This window comes from Anoxybacillus ayderensis (assembly GCF_000833605.1).
Classification (GTDB): Bacteria; Bacillota; Bacilli; order Bacillales; family Anoxybacillaceae; genus Anoxybacillus; species Anoxybacillus ayderensis.
Genome location: NZ_JXTG01000030.1, coordinates 1 through 17,759 on the forward strand (window position 1 = coordinate 1; position 17,759 = coordinate 17,759).

The window sequence follows — 17,759 nt, forward strand, 5'->3', positions numbered from 1 at the left end:
GACGTGCGTGCACGTCGAACGGAAAAAGCGAAGGCGTAGGAGGATGTTAGTTCGAAGCTAGACACAAGAAAAGCGTAGGCGACTACACAAAACCTGTTATCTAGTTTTGAAGGAATAAAAAAAGCTTGACAACAAAAAATATTCCTTTATAATAACATTTGTCTAAAGCATGTTTGCTCGGTGACGATGGCGGAGAGGTCACACCCGTTCCCATCCCGAACACGGAAGTTAAGCTCTCCAGCGCCGATGGTAGTTGGCGGGACACCGCCTGCGAGAGTAGGACGTTGCCGGGCAAGATGATATATTATTCCGCAGTAGCTCAGTGACGAGCAATGCTTCGTCGATTAAGCTACGAGTTGCCTCGACGCATCCATCATCAGTGAGTATGCTGGTAGAGGAAGAGGCAGTAAAATTATAGTTAGTCTTTGGTTAAGCAGTATGTCTCGTTGAACATGTTATTCCGCAGTAGCTCAGTGGTAGAGCACTCGGCTGTTAACCGAGCGGTCGTAGGTTCGAATCCTACCTGCGGAGCCAGTGCTTCCATAGCTCAGTTGGTAGAGCACTTCCATGGTAAGGAAGAGGTCACCGGTTCAAGCCCGGTTGGAAGCTTGTGTGTCGTATGTTGGCCCGTTGGTCAAGTGGTTAAGACACCGCCCTTTCACGGCGGTAACACGGGTTCGAATCCCGTACGGGTCATCTTTTATGGAGGATTAGCTCAGCTGGGAGAGCACTTGCCTTACAAGCAAGGGGTCGGCGGTTCGATCCCGTCATCCTCCACCATATGCCGGCTTAGCTCAATTGGTAGAGCAACTGACTTGTAATCAGTAGGTTGCGGGTTCAAGTCCTGCAGCCGGCACCATCCGCGGAGGGGTAGCGAAGTGGCTAAACGCGGCGGACTGTAAATCCGCTCCCTTTGGGTTCGGCGGTTCGAATCCGTCCCCCTCCACCATTTGTTTTCACGCAATGATTACATACATTTTTGTCATATCAATGTCGGATTATTTCGCGAATTTCCTTCAGAAATTCTCAAAATAATCCTGCGGTGTTAATTCATGAAGTAAATTCTGAGAAGTTAACTCATGAAGTTATATCAATGGGCTATAGCCAAGCGGTAAGGCAACGGACTTTGACTCCGTGATGCGCTGGTTCGAATCCAGCTAGCCCAGCCATTGATGTAATGAGCCATTAGCTCAGTAGGTAGAGCATCTGACTTTTAATCAGAGGGTCGGAGGTTCGAGTCCTCCATGGCTCACTGTTTGCGGAAGTAGTTCAGTGGTAGAACACCACCTTGCCAAGGTGGGGGTCGCGGGTTCGAGTCCCGTCTTCCGCTCCATGGGGCCTTAGCTCAGCTGGGAGAGCGCCTGCTTTGCACGCAGGAGGTCATCGGTTCGATCCCGATAGGCTCCATCTTGTCGAAACCTTAGGGAATACCTAAGGTTTTTTTCTGTTTTCCATAGAATAAATATTCAAAAAGTTGTCGAGTTGAGCCAACTGTTTCTTCTCATGTACAATAAACAACAGATGCAACGAGGGGAGGAGATCAAGATGAACATTTCGATTATTGGAGTGCCAATGGATTTAGGACAAACACGCCGCGGTGTTGATATGGGGCCAAGCGCCATTCGTTATGCTGGCGTAGTTGAACGTTTAGAAAGCTTAAATCATGATATTGAAGATTTAGGAGATATTCAAATTGGTCGTGCTGAGCGTGGACAAGATGTGACGAATCCAAAATTAAGAAATTTGAAAGCGGTTGCTGAAGCAAATGAAAAACTTGCTTCTGCGGTCGATGAAGTTGTAACAAGAGGTCGTTTTCCGCTTGTACTTGGTGGGGATCATAGTATTGCGATCGGGACGCTTGCAGGAGTAGCTAAACATTATAAAAACTTAGGTGTCATTTGGTATGATGCGCATGGAGATTTGAATACGGAGGAAACGTCGCCTTCTGGAAATATTCACGGTATGCCGCTCGCTGCAAGTTTAGGGCTTGGCCATCCGGCTTTAACGATGATCGGTGGATATAGTCCAAAAGTGAAGCCAGAAAACATTGTAATTATCGGTGCTCGTGCACTTGATGAAGGGGAAAAACAATTAATTAAAGAAAAAGGAATTAAAATATATACGATGCATGAAGTCGATCGTCTAGGCATGACAAAAGTAATGGAAGAGACAATCGCTTATTTAAAAGAGCGGACAGACGGTGTCCACTTGTCTCTTGATTTAGATGGTCTCGATCCACATGATGCACCGGGAGTTGGCACACCGGTAATTGGTGGACTGACATATCGGGAAAGCCATTTAGCGATGGAAATGTTAGCTGAAGCTCAAATCATTACTTCAGCGGAATTTGTTGAAGTTAATCCGATTTTAGATGAGCGGAATAAAACAGCTGCAACCGCTGTTGCTTTAATGGGATCGTTGTTTGGTGAGAAGCTTGTATGAGAGGTGGCATGATGCCCCTCTCCATTTTTTTTTAAAAATATTAACATATTCGTTGCGATTTATGGAACTTTGCTTTATGTTATTCGTATAAAATAGTAGCCCCCATGCGGAGGTAAATATGGAATGGACATGTTTATTAAACAACGCATTAAAGCGATTAAAAAAGGAGATCAAAGCGCGTTTGCGGATATCGTCGAAATGTACAAAGATAAAATTTATCAACTGTGCTATCGCATGTTAGGAAATCGTCATGAAGCAGAAGATGCTGCACAAGAAGCGTTTATTCGGGCGTATGTCAACATTCATACATACGATCCGACAATGAAGTTTTCTTCTTGGTTATATCGCATTGCGACGAATTTATCAATTGACCGCATGCGTAAAAAAAAGCCTGATGTTTATTTAGATGCAGAAGTATCAGGGACAGACGGGTTAACGATGTACTCGCAGCTCGCAGATGAAGGAGCTTCTCCGGAAGATGCATTAGAAAGCTTAGAGCTACAACAAATGGTACAAGAAGCGATTTTAAAGCTACCGGAAAAATACCGCACGGTCATTGTCTTAAAATATATTGACGAGCTATCACTACAAGAAATTAGTGACATTTTAAATTTGCCAATTGGTACAGTGAAAACGCGTATTCATCGTGGTCGTGAAGCATTGCGTAAACATTTAGGCCATTTATGATGAAAAAGGAGTGAGACAGATGCCATGCTCTGAAAAAATCGTTCAATGGATGCATGATTACTTAGACGGAGACATTCAAAAAGAAGAAGAGCAACGATTGCGCAGCCATATTCAACAATGTGAAGCATGTCGAGAGCATTTTTATGCATTGGAAAAAACGGTGGCGTTTGTCGAAAATGTTTCCCACTTCACCCCTTCAGACGATTTTGTTAAAAAAGTGATGTATAATTTACCTCGTGAAAAACGGCGTGTGCGTTGGAAACGATGGTTTACTCATCATCCGTTTCTGACTGCCGCCTCGCTGTTCTTTTTGCTAAGCACGAGCAGCTTATGGGCAGTTTGGCAAGAGGATAATGAATTTTCGTTTTCTAAACAAGAACATTTAATTGTTCAAAATCATACGGTCATCGTACCAGAAGGGAAAGTTGTCGAAGGCGATATTGTTGTCCGAAACGGCGATATTAAAATTGAAGGAGAAGTGCACGGCAATGTGACGGTCATTAACGGCCATAAATATTTAGCTTCTGCTGGCGAAGTTACCGGACAAATTGAAGAAGTTAATGAAGTATTTGATTGGATTTGGTATAATGTAAAAAGAGTCGGTTACAATATCGCCAAAACATTAACGAAATAGCCATCCATATTGATGGCTTTTTTACATGTGAGAGCAATTAGAATGAGTGAAGGAAGTGTAAGAATGCCATTTGGAGAGCTCCCGACATTTGTAAATTACCTCATTAAGTTTGTAGACATTCTTGTTGTCTGGTTCGTTATTTATAAACTTATTATGGTTGTGCGTGGTACAAAGGCCGTGCAACTGCTTAAAGGAATTATTGTTATTATTCTTGTCCGAATTGTAAGTAGCTTTATCGGATTAAGTACGTTGCAATGGTTGATGGATCAAGCGATCACATGGGGTTTTTTAGCCATTATTATCATTTTTCAACCTGAGCTACGCCGAGCGCTCGAACAGCTCGGAAGGGGCAAATTGTTTTCGCGAAGCACAACGCCTGAAGAGGAAGAACAAACGCATATGATCGAAGCGATTGTAAAAGCAACAGAGTATATGGCAAAACGGCGAATTGGAGCTCTTATTTCTATTGAAAGGGAAACGGGAATGGGCGATTATATTGAAACTGGCATTCCGTTACAAGCACATGTTTCATCAGAGCTACTGATTAACATTTTTATTCCGAATACCCCGCTTCACGATGGGGCTGTCATTATTCAAAAAAATCAAATTGCTGCGGCATCTTGTTATTTACCGTTGTCGGAAAGCCCGTTTATTTCTAAAGAACTTGGCACAAGGCATCGCGCTGCATTAGGTATTAGTGAAGTGACAGACAGCATTACCGTCGTTGTGTCCGAGGAAACGGGAGCGGTTTCTGTTACGAAAAATGGGGAGCTTTACCGCGACTTAAAGTTAGATGTATTGCGAGAATTGCTGACGAAAGAGCTCGTTCAACCGAAGACAACTTCCTCATCTCGTTGGCAGTGGAGGGCGAAAAAAAGTGGATAAATGGATGAATAGCCCATGGTTTATACGCATTTTTTCTTTATTGCTGGCGCTTATGATTTACGTTTCGGTAAATATTGAAACACAATCAAATAGCACGTCACGAAATACGGTCGGTCAAACCGATGTCGAAACAGTGACGGACGTTCCCGTCGTCGCATATTACGATCAAGAAAACCTTGTTGTTTCTGGTATCCCACAATCGGTGAATGTCATGCTTGAGGGGCCGAAAAGCATCGTTACGCCAACGAAGCTGCAACGAGATTTTGAAGTATATGTTGATTTATCTAAACTGCCGATTGGTAAGCATACAGTTCCTTTGAAATACCGAAATATTTCTGAAAAGTTACGCGTTACGATTGATCCAGCGACAATTACTGTGACGATTGACGAGCGTGTGTCAAAAGATTTCCCGGTCGAAGTTGATTTCATTAATAAATCACAAATTGCAGACGGGTATTCACCGGAGCAGCCAATTGTGAAGCCAAATGTTGTGAAAGTGACAGGGGCAAAAACGTTAATTGAAAAAGTTGCGTTAGTAAAGGCACGTGTTGACTTAAAAGGAGTCGAAGAAACGATTGAGCGAGAATCAAAAGTGACGGTGTATGATAAAGAAGGAAATGTGTTGCCTCTTGATGTGGAACCGTCTATTGTTGATATTACTGTGCCAATTAAAAGTCCAAGCAAAACAGTTCCATTAAAAATTGATCGAAAAGGAACGCTACGAGAAGGATTAAGCATTAGTAAAATGGAAGTGATTCCGAGCGAAGTCACAATTTTTGGACAAAAAGCAAAAATTGACGACATCGAATTTATTAGCGGCATTGAAGTCGATTTAAGCGATATTACAGGCAATACAACCTTACAAGTCGATGTACCTGTACCAAAAGGAGTAAAAGCTGTAGATCCAGCAAAAGTTACAATTTTAATTGAAATTGAACAAGAAAAGGAGAGAACGTTTGATCAAGTTCCAATTGAAATCATTGGACTAAACGACGCATACAAGGCTGAATTTATCGATCCTGCTGATCGAAATATTACGCTAACGGCTTTAGGAGCTCAACGTGTACTGAATGCTATTCAGTTGAAAGATATTGAGGTATACTTAAATGTTAGTGAATTAGGCATTGGAGAACATGACGTTCCAATTGAAGTCAATGGACCTCAAAACGTTCGATGGAGACTACCACAAAAAGAAGCAACGATTCGTATTACAAGAAATGAGTAACTATAAAAGGAGCGATAGCATGGGTAAGTATTTCGGAACAGACGGTGTGCGAGGGATTGCCAATAGCGAATTAACGCCAGAATTAGCTTTTAAAATCGGCCGTTTTGGTGGCTACGTATTAACAAAAGATAAAGAACGTCCGAAAGTGTTAATCGGGCGCGATACGCGCATTTCTGGTCATATGCTTGAAGGAGCGCTAGTGGCAGGACTGCTTTCCATCGGGGCAGAAGTGATGCGCCTCGGTGTTATTTCTACACCGGGCGTCGCATATTTGACAAAAGCGTTAGGCGCACAAGCAGGGGTGATGATTTCTGCTTCGCATAACCCTGTCCAAGATAACGGAATTAAGTTTTTTGGACCAGACGGTTTTAAACTTTCTGATGAACAAGAGTTAGAAATTGAAGCGCTTCTCGATAGTGAACAAGATACGTTGCCGCGCCCGATCGGGAAAGATTTAGGGCAAGTAAACGACTATTTTGAAGGCGGACAAAAATATTTACAATATTTAAAGCAAACGGTGGACGAAGATTTTTCAGGCATTCACGTTGCACTTGACTGTGCGCACGGTGCAACGTCGTCATTAGCGACGCATTTATTTGCTGATTTAGATGCCGATGTGTCTACGATGGGCGCATCTCCAAACGGATTAAACATTAACGAAGGTGTCGGTTCGACACATCCAGAGGCGTTGGCTGCGTTTGTGAAGGAAAAAGGAGCAGATGTAGGTTTAGCGTTCGATGGCGATGGCGACCGATTAATTGCGGTTGATGAAAACGGTCAAATCGTTGATGGCGATCAAATTATGTACATTTGCGCAAAATATTTACACGAACAAGGTCGCTTGAAACATCAAACGGTCGTCTCAACCGTCATGAGCAACCTCGGTTTTTATAAAGCGCTTGAAGCGCAAGGGATCAAAAGTGTGCAAACAGCTGTTGGTGATCGTTATGTCGTCGAAGAAATGAAAAAGAACGGCTACAATTTAGGCGGAGAGCAATCAGGGCATATTATTTTCCTTGACTACAATACGACAGGCGATGGGCTACTAACGGCGTTACAGCTTGTCAACATTATGAAAATGACGAAAAAGCCGCTTTCTGAGCTAGCGGGGGAAATGAAAAAATATCCACAAAAACTAGTGAACGTAAAAGTCACAGATAAACATGAAGCGATCGCAAGCGAAGAAGTGCAGCGTGTCATTCGTGAAGTAGAAGAAGAGATGGCTGGAAACGGTCGCATTCTCGTTCGCCCGTCTGGTACGGAGCCGCTCGTTCGCGTGATGGCAGAAGCGCCAACAAATGAACTTTGCGATCAATACGTCGAGCGCATTGCGTCTGTTATTCGTGAACGCTTTGGCGCACAATAATTGTTTCGGTAAACGATATGCATAAATGGAACGGTTTATTCCATTTATGCATATTTTGTTTATACAGGGGTAAGCGATACACATTGACGTTTGCCTCTTTGTTGTTGTAAACTATTGTTGTTTGACATCTTACATGAAAGGAGGATAGCGGAAAACAACTGTATAAAAGCGCCTGGACTAAGCTTTGGACGGGAAAAAAGCTTAGTTGACGAGGAGGAGGTTTATCGAGTGTTCGGCGGATGCCTCCCGGCTGATGCGATGACAGCCGCAAGTTCTTTCTTAAAACAAAGAGGCGACTCTTTGCACAAAGGAAAGAACGTTCATCGCCATTTCATCAATTATTTAAGGGGCAAGAGCCCCTTCTTGCCCCTATGATTAGGGAGGACTTGTTATGTGCGGAATCGTTGGTTATATTGGTGAACAACCATCAAAAGAAATTTTATTGTACGGATTAGAAAAGTTAGAGTATCGTGGATATGACTCTGCAGGGATTGCGTTATTGAACGACACAGGTGTCCATGTGTTTAAAGAAAAAGGTCGGATTGCTGATTTACGTGCGATTGTCGCAGAAGATGTAGACGCACCGCTTGGCATCGGTCATACACGTTGGGCAACACATGGCGTACCAAACCGCGTCAACGCCCATCCACACCAAAGTGCATCAGGCCGCTTTACGCTTGTGCACAATGGGGTAATTGAAAACTACGAGTTGTTAAAACGTGATTATTTAGCGCACGTGTCGTTTAAAAGTGATACGGATACAGAAGTCATTGTGCAGTTAATTGAAACGTTTGTAAACGACGGATTATCGGTAGAAGAAGCGTTTCGTAAGGCGCTTTCGTTATTGAAAGGTTCGTATGCGATTGCTTTAATTGATGCAGAAAATGATGGTGTCATTTATGCGGCGAAAAACAAAAGCCCGCTTTTAGCTGGATTAGGCGAAGGATTTAATGTAGTCGCCAGCGACGCATTAGCAATGTTACAAGTGACAAATGAATATGTCGAGCTCATGGATAAAGAAATTGTCATTGTCACAAAAGAAAGTGTGACAATTAAAAAGTTAAATGGTGAAGTAGTAGAGCGTGCACCATATGTAGCGGAATTGGATGCAAGCGACATTGAAAAAGGAACATATCCTTACTACATGTTAAAAGAGATTGACGAACAACCGCTTGTCATTCGCCGTTTAATTGAAAAATATCGCAACGAACAAGGCGAGCTAGCGATTGACGAAGAAATCGTGCAAGCGGTAAATGAAGCCGATCGTTTATATATCGTCGCATGCGGCACGAGCTATCATGCTGGTTTAGTCGGCAAACAATTGATCGAAAACTGGGCGAAAATCCCTGTCGAAGTGCATATCGCAAGCGAGTTTTCTTACAACATGCCGCTTTTATCGGAAAAACCGTTATTTATTTATATTTCGCAAAGCGGAGAAACAGCGGACAGCCGTGCAGTGCTTGTACGTACGAAAGAACTTGGCCATAAATCGTTAACGATTACGAACGTGCCGGGTTCAACATTATCGCGCGAAGCAGACTATACGCTTCTTCTTCATGCTGGACCAGAAATTGCTGTTGCATCAACGAAAGCATATACAGCACAAATTGCGGTGCTTGCCATGTTAGCTGCGGTAGCTGCTAAAGCGAAAGGAATGGCGCTAGATGTTGATGTGACGAAAGAGCTTGGCATTGTTGCGAATGCGATGGAAGCACTTTGCGACGCAAAACACGAAATGGAACAAATTGCGCGCGAGTATTTAGCGACAACACGCAACTGCTTCTTCATCGGTCGCGCCGTTGACTATTATGTCGTATTAGAAGGCGCATTAAAGTTAAAAGAAATTTCTTACATTCAAGCAGAAGGCTTTGCAGGTGGAGAATTGAAGCACGGCACGATCGCTTTAATTGAAAATGGCACACCAGTGATTGCCCTAGCGACACAAGAACATGTCAACTTAAGCATTCGCGGGAACGTCAAAGAAGTTGTCGCTCGCGGTGCCAATCCGTGCATCATTTCGATGAAAGGATTAGACATGGAAGGCGACCGTTTCGTCATCCCAGCCGTTCATCCGATGCTCACACCGCTTGCGTCTGTCGTGCCATTGCAATTAATTGCTTACTATGCAGCATTACACCGTGGCTGCGACGTCGACAAACCGCGCAACTTAGCGAAGTCCGTAACGGTGGAGTAAAGCTTAAAAAACACACGTCATGGATTACGATGCATGTAATCGGACGTGTGTTTTTTATATGAATGTATGCTATGCCTTGTTGTTTCGTTTGTTTTGCTGATACAGTTGTACGATTTGTTCCTCCTGTTCGCGAATGATGACTTTTGGAACAGGGGTCGGTTTTTTGTTTTGATCGATGGCGACCATCGTTAAAAAGCATGTCGTTGTTAAGTGATGTTCGCCTGTAAATAAATCTTCTGTTTCGACTTTGACGAATACTTTCATGGATGTGCGACCGGTCGAGTAGACGAATGCTTCGAGTTTTAAAATATCGCCAACTTTCGCGGACGAAATGAAATCAACTTTGTCAATCGAAACGGTGACGACGGCTTTTCGTGCATGACGCATGGCGGATATTGCCGCAATTTCATCAATATAAGCTAAAACGGTACCGCCAAAAATCGTGCCGAGATGGTTCGTATCAGAAGGTAATACGAGACGCGTTTGAATCGTTTTTGACTGCTCGACGCTTACTTCCATGATTTCATCCCTCCGTACGCTAAAAGACGCTCGCGGTATTCGCGTGCTGCCTCTACCATCACTTGAAGTGCGGCAATCGTTTCTTCTTCTTTTCGAGTTTTTAATCCGCAATCTGGATTGACCCAAAATTGTTCTGGACGAAGAACGCGAAGTGCCCGTTCGATTTGTTCGCTTAGTTCTTCTTTTGTCGGAATGCGTGGGCTATGAATGTCATACACCCCTAATCCGATTCCCTTCTCATACTCATATGTTTCAAATACAGAAACAAGTTCACCGTGGCTTCGCGACGATTCAATAGAAATGACATCCGCATCAAGCTCATCAATGATATGCATCATATGTTCAAACTGTGAATAGCACATATGGGTGTGAATTTGCGTTTCCTCTTTCACCGATGAGGTCGTGATACGAAATGCGATAACGGCATCTTCCCAATACGATGCATGTTTTTTTGTTTTCAAAGGCAATCCTTCCCGTAATGCTGGCTCATCGACTTGAATGATGCGTATTCCTTCTTTTTCTAACTGCAGCACTTCTTCACGAATGGCGAGGGCGAGCTGCATCAGCACATGTTTTCGTGGAATATCGTCGCGAACGAACGACCAGTTTAAAATAGTTACTGGTCCTGTTAACATTCCTTTCACAGGTTTAGTCGTTAATGATTGGGCATATACTGTTTCTTCTATGGTCATCGGTTGTTGATAGGCAATATCGCTAAAAATAATAGGTGGGCGCACACAACGTGATCCATATGATTGCACCCAACCGTTTGTTGTGCATGCCATCCCTTGTAGTTTTTCACCGAAAAACTCCACCATATCTGTACGTTCAAATTCGCCATGGACAAGCACATCGAGCTGTAGTTGTTCCTGAATATCGATCCATTTTTCAATTTCTTTCTTGATAAACGATTTGTACCTTTCGTCTTTCCACTCACCCTTTTTCCATTTCATCCGAGCTTGGCGCACGTCGCTCGTTTGTGGAAAACTGCCAATTGTCGTTGTCGGCAAAAGTGGAAGCTGCAAATGGGCTCGTTGTGCTTTTTGTCTTTCGCTGTAAGATGTTCGGTTTAATGGAACGGTTGTGATATCGTCTGTTTGTTTAGATTGACGGAACTTGGAAAAATAAACGGTTGTTTGTTCATCGTATTTGATTAGCTCGTCGATCGTTACGTTTCCGTTCATATACTCTGTCAACATACGTATTTCATCTAATTTTTCATCGGCAAATGATAAAGTACTAGCAAGTTCTGTTGGTAACGTATGTTCATGTTTTGTTGTGACAGGGACATGTATTAAGCTGCAAGACGGTTGAATGACCAGTTGTTCAGAAACGCCTGCTAAATGATGAAGGAGCTTCGCTTTTTGCACAAGCGAACTTTTCCATACATTTCGGCCGTCGACAATACCAGCAACTAATATTTTATCTTTCGGAAATCCGTAAGTATTTATGTCTTCCATGTTTTCGCCATCATCATGAACAAAATCAAGCCCAATGCCTGCGACAGGCAAAGCAACAATTTCACGGTAATGAGATACGCTAGCAAAATACGTTTGTAAAATAATATTTATGTTCGGTATATCGCGGTGAAAAACGTTGTATACATGATGAAATGCGTTGATGATATCATCGTCTATATCTTGAACGAGAATCGGTTCATCCATTTGTACGAACGACACTCCAGCCTCACCTAGTTGTTTTAACAATTCCACATAAAGAGGAACTAATTGTGCGAGATGTTTGCGCCACTCGTGTCGCGCGTATTGCTTAGAAAGCAAAAGAAATGTAATCGGGCCAAGCAATACAGGTTTTGTTTCTAAATTGAATGTTTCTTTTACAAGGTTGTATTCTTTCAATAGGCGATTATCCACTAATTTCGGCTTCGTTTGCCCGATTTCAGGAACGATGTAGTGATAATTTGTATTAAACCATTTCGTCATTTCAAGGGCATGTTGTCCGTTCGTGCCACGCGCCATCGCAAAATATTGCTCTAGCGGATTAACTATTTGTTTGAATCGCTCTGGAATATATCCGAACATAAATGCTGTATCTAACACGTGATCGTATAAGGAAAAATCTCCGATCGGAATGAGATCAATTCCTTTCTCGACTTGTTTGCGAATCGAATCAAGTCGAATCGTTTCCATCGTTTTTGTGAACTGCTCTTCGTTCATTTGCCCATTCCAAAAAGATTCTAATGCTTTTTTCCATTCCCTCTTTTCTCCAATACGTGGATATCCTACATTCGAACTGTAGATTAACATATACAAGCACCTCCAGTTATTTTATCCCAATCAAGCAGAAAAGCCCTCTTCCAAACAGAAGGAGGGCATAGCTAACTCGTATTGAGATACGTGAAGTGCCTCAACATCATATGTCCTCACTCCTCCCTATGACGCGTAGGTCGTAAGTGCATACAACAGGCAGGTCTCCTGACTTAGCTTCATCGCTGTTTATCTCCTTCCCATTTCAAATGAAACAGTGGATGATGATAAACAGCTCTGCATCACAGTGGCGCGACCGTGTTGGATTTTCACCAAACTTCCCTTTTAAGATTCACAGCATGTGTGAACCACCTGTTGCGTGAACTTATTATGTTATTGTATAAAATTCAGAATAAACGAACTTTTTGTTTTTTTCAAGCGAAATATTTTCTCGTGTGGAGTTTTGAGAGATGTAACGCCGTAGTTAATGGTTATATTTTTCTTTTAAGTTAATATTAAGGCTCTTCACCGAAAGTTGTACTTGACTATTTCAGAACACGCCTTCTCTGTACTTATAAGGAAAAATCAGTAAATCAGATTTTTCGTACACGGCGGCTCAAGAAAATCCCCCGCTTGTCAAGTACATGTTGTGGTGATGAACCAATATAAAACTATAAATGGTATAAAATATTTATAGACATATTTATTCATTTTGTATAGAAATTAATGTATTTTTCATTAGTTAGAGGGAGCATTCCTGTTAAAAGCTTTTTACGGAATTGAATAAAAAAGTTCTCTTGTTATGATTCGGGGGGCAATTGGAAAATTGTCTCCTAAACTGAATAACAAGGAGGACTATGAAAAACAATTATATTCAAAATCCATATACTTAATCAAGTGACCGATTAAATACTTATCGTTGGCATGGATATTTAAAAATACGAATTTGCTTGTTTTTTAGATTTGAGAAAAAAGGTCATTGTTGGGATTGAGTCAATTGGGCATTATTGGCTCAATCTCACCTACTTTCTTAAAGAGAAGATCATTTTTCTCGTCATAACGAATCCGAGTTTTACCCCACAACAGCTACAACTGTTGATATATCAATATTTATAGAGGGAGAAAAATGAGAGTGCTTAGTATTAATAATAATAGAATCATTTTAAATAAAAACCCAAATTATAAAACGGTATCAGTAGGGGTTTTTTGAATATGGGCTCTAAATTTGAACAAGAAGAAGAGTCCGGAATTTCTCACTTTATAGAACATATGTTGTTAACATCTAATTTAAAATATCATAAAACTAGTACACGACAAATTGTAGAAGATTTAGGAGGATTCATAAACGCTTTTACCACAAAAGAATTTACTTGTATACATGGAAAAGTCATTAGTGAATATTCTGAGATATTAGTTGAAATACTTATCGATATTATAAAGTATCCAGCTTTTAAACAAGAAGATATCGAAAGGGAAAAAAATGTAATATTAAATGAGATTCAATCATTTAATAATAATGGGATGCATGTGTGTCAACAAAAACTTCTAAAAAATCTGTTTAAAGGACACCCTCTATCCAATGAGATATTAGGAAATAGAGATTCTATTAGAAAATTTAATAGAGAACAATTGATCGAATATTATCTAGAAACCTTGAATAGAGAAATTGTAATTTGCATTACTGGTGATTTCGACGAGGAACGAATAATAGATATAATCAATAAAAAAGATATATTCAATAAAAAAGATATATACATCCAAATTGGCATTTTAACCTCTGATTCACACAGCACACCCCATGCGGCTCAACACCTCATCCGGGTGTTGTAAGACGTACTGTTCAAAGCGAGTAATGGATTGGGCAATGTCATTTTGATCCTTGTGAAAAACGTTGGCAATCACTTCATCTTTCAACCACTTCCACAGCCGTTCAATCGGATTTAACTGTGGAGAATACGGTGGCAAAAAGATGAAATGAAAAGCATCGCCTTCCTCGCCATCAAGAAAGGCTTGCACCATCTTGGCATGATGAATACGCGCATTGTCCAACACAAGCACGAGGAATCGGTCCGTATATTTCTCTTTCAATCGGCGCAAAAAGTCGAGGAACGTTTCGGCATTGGCGGATGATGCGCGATGAAATACCACATCGCCTTGTTGAACATCGACGGCGCCAAAAATAGAAACGTGGGCGTGGTGACCGTAGCTCGGCACTTGTTTTTGATTTCCTACTTCTGCTCATGTCGTACGTAGCGCTTGATAAGCACGAACATGTGTCTCATCCACATAAAACAGCATGGCATTCTCAGTAATTAGTTTTTTTTTTATAAATTCAAGTTCTTTTTGAAAGGCAGCTTGACGCTTGGCGTCTCCTTTGACTAGCTTGTAAGTCGGACGTGTCCATGACAAACGCAAACGATGCAACAACTTGCGAATCCCTTCCCGTGACATGGAAACACCATAGGTTTGTTGAATGTAAGATTGTAAAATGCGCGTGTTCCATGACGAAGCGATGCCCCAGCCAGCATCCACAGGTGTAGTAGTTAACACGAGTTGTCTAATTTCTTGTTGTTGTTCTTCCGTAAGAAACGGCACACGACCAGGTGGTAAGCGACGATCGAGTAGATGATCGAGCCCACCTTGATTAAACCGTGCAACGTAGATGGCAACGGATTGACGGCACACACAGATTGACCATTTTGGCCACATCTTTACCGAGGTGACCTTCCATGACAAGACGAACAGCGGTCACCCGAACACGAAGGGAAGCATCTTTGATTTTCCGTTCTTGTTTCCGAAGGGTTCGAGGCGTCCAGCCGTGGTCATTTGTAATTTTCAAACGTTTCATGACAATTCCGCTCCTTTTGTATAGAAATATTTAGGAGCAGTATAGCCATGAAAAAAGGTGTTCATACAGAAGTCATGGTTTTAAGGTGCATGTATATACATGTGTTATGTTGTATCCTTATGCATAACTTCGAGTTTTTACTCTAGTTTTGCAACACCATCAAAATGAAAAAACTCGCACAAAATGACCTTCTTATTAAAAGAATGGCTACTGACCTAGCAAAGAAGCTAGGTGACGAAGAGGGAGCATATCGTATAGTCTTTAACAGCGAGGTCCTTGGAAGATATCGTTATGGAGGAATTGTATAAAAATGCAGGAAGCTCCTAAGTTCTATATGCTTAGGAGCTTTTTATTGTAATAAGCGAAGAGAATTGAAAAGTAATAAAATGGTTATTATTTCATTTTCTTTGTTTCTTATTTCGTTATTAGGAAGTTTTGTATATCCTATCATTAGCGACGTGGTGCTTAATTTGCTCAAGTACAGTTATTATTTAATCCACTCTAAAAATTCGAGTCTGTTGCCAAAAGGATCATTGGCATAAAAACGATTTGCTCCTTCTAGCGGTTCATCTTCCTTTACTGCAATCCCCTTCTCAATTAAGTGGTCACGCAATACAGCAAGATTTTTTACATGAAAGGCTGGGTGTGCTTTTTTAGCAGGTTGAAAATCATCTTGTACACCAATATGTAGCTGATGACTCCCACATTGAAACCATACTCCACCTCGCTTTTGTAAGTTCTCAGGTTTTGGGATCTCTTTCATTCCTAAAATTTTTCCGTAAAACTCACGTGCTTTTTCTTCACAACCTTTAGGAGCAGCAACTTGAACATGATCAATTTCTAAGAAAGTAAAGTTCATGTATATTCCTCCTCAGTAAATATATTAAATTAAGTTAAAATAATTTATTTTAATTTATTTTAATTTATTGAACATGTTTGTCGCGCAAGAACAGTATATGCTTTGCAGCGAATGACAATTATGTTATCACTCTAATTTAAAGTTTGAACAACAGTGAAAAATGATACCCTTTCATAGAACAAATTTACTGAGAACACGGTTATTTGAAGTAACAGTTCAATCCTTAGTAATGTCGTCACGAACTAGAAGATATAGTGAATAGGATTGAATGAATGATTTTAACGGTATTTTCAAGCTAAATGATAGAATAAATTTCTATTCTATATACATCCAATTTAAAATTTTAACCTCTGGTTCACACAGCACACCCGATGCGGCGCAACACCTCATCCGGGTGTTGTAGAACGTACTGTTCAAAGCGAGTAATGGATTGGGCAATGTCATTTTGATCCTTGTGAAAAACATTGGCAATCACCTCATCTTTCAACCACTTCCATAACCGTTCGATCGGGTTCAACTGTGGAGAATACGGCGGCAAAAAGATGAAATGAAAAGCATCGCCTTCCTCGCCATCAAGAAAGGCTTGCACCATCTTGGTATGATGAATGCGCGCATTGTCTAACACAAGCACGAGGAATCGGTCCGTATATTTCTCTTTCAATCGGCGCAAAAAGTCGAGGAAGGTTTCGGCATTGGCGGATGATGCACGATGAAACACCACATCGCCTTGTTGAACATCGACGGCGCCAAAAATAGAAACGTGGTCATGATGACCGTAGCTTGGCACTTGTTTTTGATTTCCTACCTCTGCCCATGTCGTACGTAGCGCTTGATAAGCACGAACATGTGTCTCATCCACATAAAACAGCGTGACATTCTCGGTAATTAGTTTTTTTTATAAATTCAAGTTCTTTTTGAAAGGCAGCTTGACGCTTGGCGTCTCCTTTGACTAGCTTGTAAGTCGGACGTGTCCATGACAAACGAAGACGATGCAACAACTTACGAATGCCTTCCCGTGACATGGAAACACCATAGGTTTGTTGAATGTAAGATTGTAAAATGCGCGTGTTCCATGATGAAGCGATGCCCCAGCCAGCATCCACAGGTGTGGTGGTTAACACGAGTTGTCTAATTTCTTGTTGTTGTTCTTCCGTAAGAAATGGCACACGACCAGGCGGCAACCGACGATCGAGTAGATGATCGAGCCCACCTTCATTAAAACGTGCAACGTAGATGGTAACGGATTGACGGCATACGTTGACCATTTTGGCCACATCTTTACCGAGGTGACCTTCCATGACAAGACGAACAGCGGTCATCCGAACGCGAAGAGAAGCATCTTTGATTTTCCGTTCTTGTTTCCGAAGTGTTCGAGGTGTCCAACCGTGATCATTTGTGATTTTCAAACGTTTCATGCCAATTCCGCTCCTTTTGTATAGAAATATTTAGGAGCAGTATAGCCATGAAAAAAAGGTGTTCATACAGAAGTCATGGTTTTAAGGTGCATGTATATATACTTATTATAACTTATAAACAGAAATTTTCAATTATTAAAAATTTAATATAATATTGACAATATAATAATTTTTTATAAAATAAAAGGCTCTTCACCACAAGTTGTACTTGATCATTTAAGATCGGTGTGCATATAGAAAATAGGGGTACAAAAAATGCGAATTTTCCTGTATGGTAAAGGTGACCAAACCAAACCATTGGAGGAAAATTCGCATGTACTCTCAGTTTATCAAAGAACTCATCGATTTACCAGATGTTTTGATTCAAAAGGTGCGAAAAGAAGGAGATCGTTGGATTTTCGAACTTTCTCTACCTGAACAATGCCCGTTATGTCCTGTCTGCTTGAAACGCACGATCAAAATGACAGGAAAAAAGAAGCAA

The 17,759-nt window shown here is 41.3% G+C and carries 15 protein-coding genes, 10 tRNA genes, 1 rRNA gene, 1 pseudogene and 1 riboswitch; of the genes and pseudogenes, 20 read left to right on the top strand and 7 right to left on the bottom strand.

Going from position 1 to position 17,759, the window contains the following annotated elements; translation table 11 throughout:
• Positions 1-176: 176 nt before the first annotated feature.
• The 18 genes from rrf (at position 177) to glmS (ending at position 9,433) form a co-directional block, all read left to right on the top strand.
• A 5S ribosomal RNA gene (gene rrf, locus JV16_RS14035) occupies positions 177-293 on the top strand.
• Between the two features lie 166 nt (positions 294-459).
• Positions 460-534 (top strand) — tRNA-Asn (locus JV16_RS14040).
• A gap of 2 nt (positions 535-536) precedes the next feature.
• Positions 537-609, top strand: a tRNA-Thr gene (locus JV16_RS14045).
• 15 nt (positions 610-624) lie between these two features.
• Positions 625-696 (top strand) — tRNA-Glu (locus JV16_RS14050).
• Positions 697-704: 8 nt separating this feature from the next.
• Positions 705-780, top strand: a tRNA-Val gene (locus JV16_RS14055).
• A gap of 3 nt (positions 781-783) precedes the next feature.
• Positions 784-859: transfer RNA gene (locus JV16_RS14060), tRNA-Thr, on the top strand.
• 5 nt (positions 860-864) lie between these two features.
• Positions 865-949, top strand: a tRNA-Tyr gene (locus tag JV16_RS14065).
• A 145-nt stretch (positions 950-1,094) separates the two neighbouring features.
• A tRNA-Gln gene (locus tag JV16_RS14070) sits at positions 1,095-1,169 on the top strand.
• A gap of 10 nt (positions 1,170-1,179) precedes the next feature.
• Positions 1,180-1,252 (top strand) — tRNA-Lys (locus tag JV16_RS14075).
• A gap of 6 nt (positions 1,253-1,258) precedes the next feature.
• Positions 1,259-1,333, top strand: a tRNA-Gly gene (locus JV16_RS14080).
• Position 1,334: 1 nt separating this feature from the next.
• Positions 1,335-1,407: transfer RNA gene (locus JV16_RS14085), tRNA-Ala, on the top strand.
• 138 nt (positions 1,408-1,545) lie between these two features.
• Positions 1,546-2,442 carry an arginase gene (gene rocF / locus JV16_RS14090; protein ID WP_021094274.1) on the top strand — a complete coding sequence of 299 codons (897 nt, stop codon included), beginning with the start codon at positions 1,546-1,548 and terminating at the stop codon, positions 2,440-2,442.
• Between the two features lie 123 nt (positions 2,443-2,565).
• Entirely contained in the window at positions 2,566-3,129 is a 564-nt protein-coding gene (sigW, locus tag JV16_RS14095) for an RNA polymerase sigma factor SigW (protein WP_009362620.1), read from the top strand.
• 19 nt (positions 3,130-3,148) lie between these two features.
• Positions 3,149-3,763: an anti-sigma factor family protein gene (locus tag JV16_RS14100; RefSeq protein ID WP_042536384.1), complete on the top strand. Its 615-nt coding sequence runs from the start codon at positions 3,149-3,151 to the stop codon at positions 3,761-3,763.
• A gap of 63 nt (positions 3,764-3,826) precedes the next feature.
• A complete protein-coding gene (gene cdaA / locus JV16_RS14105; RefSeq protein ID WP_042536385.1) occupies positions 3,827-4,648 on the top strand; it encodes a diadenylate cyclase CdaA in 822 nt (273 codons plus the stop codon).
• Complete coding sequence (locus JV16_RS14110) at positions 4,641-5,873, top strand: CdaR family protein (RefSeq protein ID WP_042536386.1); 1,233 nt, start codon at positions 4,641-4,643, stop codon at positions 5,871-5,873. Before cdaA ends, JV16_RS14110 begins: the two co-directional genes overlap by 8 nt.
• A gap of 19 nt (positions 5,874-5,892) precedes the next feature.
• Positions 5,893-7,239: a phosphoglucosamine mutase gene (gene glmM, locus JV16_RS14115; protein WP_042536387.1), complete on the top strand. Its 1,347-nt coding sequence runs from the start codon at positions 5,893-5,895 to the stop codon at positions 7,237-7,239.
• Between the two features lie 391 nt (positions 7,240-7,630).
• Positions 7,631-9,433 (top strand): glutamine--fructose-6-phosphate transaminase (isomerizing), encoded by a 1,803-nt coding sequence (gene glmS / locus JV16_RS14120; RefSeq protein ID WP_042536388.1) that lies wholly within the window; start codon positions 7,631-7,633, stop codon positions 9,431-9,433.
• A gap of 69 nt (positions 9,434-9,502) precedes the next feature.
• Here the strand turns inward: glmS and JV16_RS14125 are convergent, their stop codons facing one another.
• Together JV16_RS14125 and metE are read right to left on the bottom strand one after the other, a co-directional pair.
• Complete coding sequence (locus JV16_RS14125; protein ID WP_009362626.1) at positions 9,503-9,952, bottom strand: acyl-CoA thioesterase; 450 nt, start codon at positions 9,950-9,952, stop codon at positions 9,503-9,505.
• Positions 9,943-12,216 carry a 5-methyltetrahydropteroyltriglutamate--homocysteine S-methyltransferase gene (gene metE / locus JV16_RS14130; RefSeq protein WP_042536389.1) on the bottom strand — a complete coding sequence of 758 codons (2,274 nt, stop codon included), beginning with the start codon at positions 12,214-12,216 and terminating at the stop codon, positions 9,943-9,945. The genes JV16_RS14125 and metE overlap by 10 nt, the downstream gene beginning before the upstream one ends.
• A 141-nt stretch (positions 12,217-12,357) precedes the next feature.
• Positions 12,358-12,547, bottom strand: a riboswitch (cobalamin riboswitch).
• 821 nt (positions 12,548-13,368) lie between these two features.
• Between metE and JV16_RS14135 the strand changes: the two genes are divergently transcribed.
• Positions 13,369-13,986 carry a M16 family metallopeptidase gene (locus tag JV16_RS14135; protein WP_042536390.1) on the top strand — a complete coding sequence of 206 codons (618 nt, stop codon included), beginning with the start codon at positions 13,369-13,371 and terminating at the stop codon, positions 13,984-13,986.
• Here JV16_RS14135 and JV16_RS16025 read toward each other — a convergent pair.
• The 5 genes from JV16_RS16025 to JV16_RS16140 form a co-directional block, all read right to left on the bottom strand.
• The gene (locus JV16_RS16025) at positions 13,939-14,370 is read right to left on the bottom strand and encodes an IS630 family transposase (protein ID WP_244463838.1); all 432 of its coding nucleotides are present in this window, start codon (positions 14,368-14,370) and stop codon (positions 13,939-13,941) included. The genes JV16_RS14135 and JV16_RS16025 overlap by 48 nt on opposite strands.
• A gap of 24 nt (positions 14,371-14,394) precedes the next feature.
• Positions 14,395-14,865 (bottom strand): winged helix-turn-helix domain-containing protein, encoded by a 471-nt coding sequence (locus JV16_RS16030; protein ID WP_244463839.1) that lies wholly within the window; start codon positions 14,863-14,865, stop codon positions 14,395-14,397.
• Between the two features lie 626 nt (positions 14,866-15,491).
• Positions 15,492-15,863, bottom strand: coding sequence for a VOC family protein (locus JV16_RS14145; RefSeq protein ID WP_003397545.1), 372 nt, complete (start codon positions 15,861-15,863; stop codon positions 15,492-15,494).
• 355 nt (positions 15,864-16,218) lie between these two features.
• Positions 16,219-16,722, bottom strand: coding sequence for an IS630 family transposase (locus JV16_RS16135; protein WP_275451388.1), 504 nt, complete (start codon positions 16,720-16,722; stop codon positions 16,219-16,221).
• Complete coding sequence (locus JV16_RS16140) at positions 16,715-17,278, bottom strand: IS630 family transposase (protein WP_042536392.1); 564 nt, start codon at positions 17,276-17,278, stop codon at positions 16,715-16,717. Before JV16_RS16140 ends, JV16_RS16135 begins: the two co-directional genes overlap by 8 nt.
• Before the next feature lie 313 nt (positions 17,279-17,591).
• Here JV16_RS16140 and JV16_RS16040 point away from each other — a divergent pair.
• A pseudogene (locus tag JV16_RS16040) lies at positions 17,592-17,759 on the top strand (ISL3 family transposase); the annotation flags it as partial.

Excerpts from the sequence above, each read along its gene's own strand:
- cdaA (WP_042536385.1), top strand. The coding sequence starts at position 3,827 with ATGCCATTTGGAGAGCTCCCGACATTTGTAAATTACCTCATTAAGTTT.
- metE (WP_042536389.1), bottom strand. The coding sequence starts at position 12,216 with ATGTTAATCTACAGTTCGAATGTAGGATATCCACGTATTGGAGAAAAG.
- JV16_RS14145 (WP_003397545.1), bottom strand. The coding sequence starts at position 15,863 with ATGAACTTTACTTTCTTAGAAATTGATCATGTTCAAGTTGCTGCTCCT.
- JV16_RS14125 (WP_009362626.1), bottom strand. The coding sequence starts at position 9,952 with ATGGAAGTAAGCGTCGAGCAGTCAAAAACGATTCAAACGCGTCTCGTA.
- rocF (WP_021094274.1), top strand. The coding sequence starts at position 1,546 with ATGAACATTTCGATTATTGGAGTGCCAATGGATTTAGGACAAACACGC.
- glmM (WP_042536387.1), top strand. The coding sequence starts at position 5,893 with ATGGGTAAGTATTTCGGAACAGACGGTGTGCGAGGGATTGCCAATAGC.
- glmS (WP_042536388.1), top strand. The coding sequence starts at position 7,631 with ATGTGCGGAATCGTTGGTTATATTGGTGAACAACCATCAAAAGAAATT.
- JV16_RS16140 (WP_042536392.1), bottom strand. The coding sequence starts at position 17,278 with ATGAAACGTTTGAAAATCACAAATGATCACGGTTGGACACCTCGAACA.
- JV16_RS14100 (WP_042536384.1), top strand. The coding sequence starts at position 3,149 with ATGCCATGCTCTGAAAAAATCGTTCAATGGATGCATGATTACTTAGAC.
- JV16_RS16030 (WP_244463839.1), bottom strand. The coding sequence starts at position 14,865 with ATGTGGCCAAAATGGTCAATCTGTGTGTGCCGTCAATCCGTTGCCATC.
- JV16_RS14135 (WP_042536390.1), top strand. The coding sequence starts at position 13,369 with ATGGGCTCTAAATTTGAACAAGAAGAAGAGTCCGGAATTTCTCACTTT.
- sigW (WP_009362620.1), top strand. The coding sequence starts at position 2,566 with ATGGACATGTTTATTAAACAACGCATTAAAGCGATTAAAAAAGGAGAT.